The sequence below is a fragment of the Niastella populi genome, assembly GCF_002078015.1.
Lineage (GTDB): Bacteria > Bacteroidota > Bacteroidia > Chitinophagales > Chitinophagaceae > Niastella > Niastella populi.
This window is the reverse complement of record NZ_LWBP01000086.1, coordinates 1-1149: the sequence shown is the minus strand read 5'-3', so window position 1 is coordinate 1149 and position 1149 is coordinate 1. Positions and strand designations below refer to the sequence as shown.

The following is a 1149-nucleotide window of genomic DNA, read 5'->3' as shown; positions in this document are numbered from 1 at the left end:
TTGTTTGAAGAACAGGTGGAAAAGACGCCAGATAACATAGCTGTAGTTTTCGCTGAAAAAGCGCTGACTTACCGACAGCTCAATGAAAAGTCCGGTCAGTTAGCGGCATATCTACAAAAGAACTATGATATCCAGACAGATGATTTAATAGGGATACACCTGGATAGAAGTGAGTGGATGATTGTATCGATATTAGGTGTATTGAAATCAGGAGCGGCTTATGTTCCGATCGACCCCGGATACCCTTCTTCAAGGAAGGAGTATATAATAAAAGACAGTGCTATAGATGTGCTGATAACGGAGACTAATTTTATTTACGACATTGATTATTATCAGGGAAAAGTTTTTGCCATCGACGTAGAATTTGATTCAGAGAATTATAATTCTGAAGATCTTTCGAAATTATATGCACCTGGCAATCTTGCCTATGTGATGTATACTTCCGGTTCCACGGGTGTGCCGAAAGGTGTAATGGTCGAGCATGCTTCCTTGATAAATTATCTCAAATGGGGTCAATCAAAATATTGGAATGAGTCATCACATTTAAATTTTGGGTTGTTTACGTCTTTATCATTTGATTTAACAGTGACAAGTATCTACTTGCCATTGATTAGTGGGGGAGAGTTAAATATTTTTAACAACACATCGGATGTTTCAAAACTGGTAAAAGAATATTTTGAGAGCGAAATAAGTTGTATAAAATTAACTCCTGCGCATATCAGTTTGCTTGGGCAACTAGGTTTGAAAAGTACCAAAGTTCAAGTAGCTATAGTTGGTGGCGATAAACTTGAAAGCGCACACGTTGAGATACTAAGAGAATTAAATCCTGTCATTCGGATCTATAATGAATATGGTCCAACTGAATCGACGGTGGGATGTTCAATAAAGGAGATTGGATTTGAAAAGGAAGCTATTTTAATAGGATGCCCGATAGCGAACACACAGATTTATATTTTAAACGAAAAAGAAGGATTACAACCTGTAGGAGTAGAGGGTGAGATTTGCATATCAGGAGCAGGCTTAGCCAGAGGCTATTTGAACCAGGAAGCACTGACCAGAGAGAAGTTCATGGCAAGTCCATATAAAGAAGGAGAGCGGTTATACAAAACAGGAGATTTAGGCCGGTGGCTTCCCGATGGTAATATAGAG

The 1149-nt window shown here is 38.6% G+C and carries 1 protein-coding gene; it reads left to right on the top strand.

Going from position 1 to position 1149, the window contains the following annotated elements; translation table 11 throughout:
* Positions 1–1149: amino acid adenylation domain-containing protein (locus A4R26_RS09180; RefSeq protein ID WP_165760206.1), on the top strand; the 1149-nt coding region annotated here is incomplete at both ends.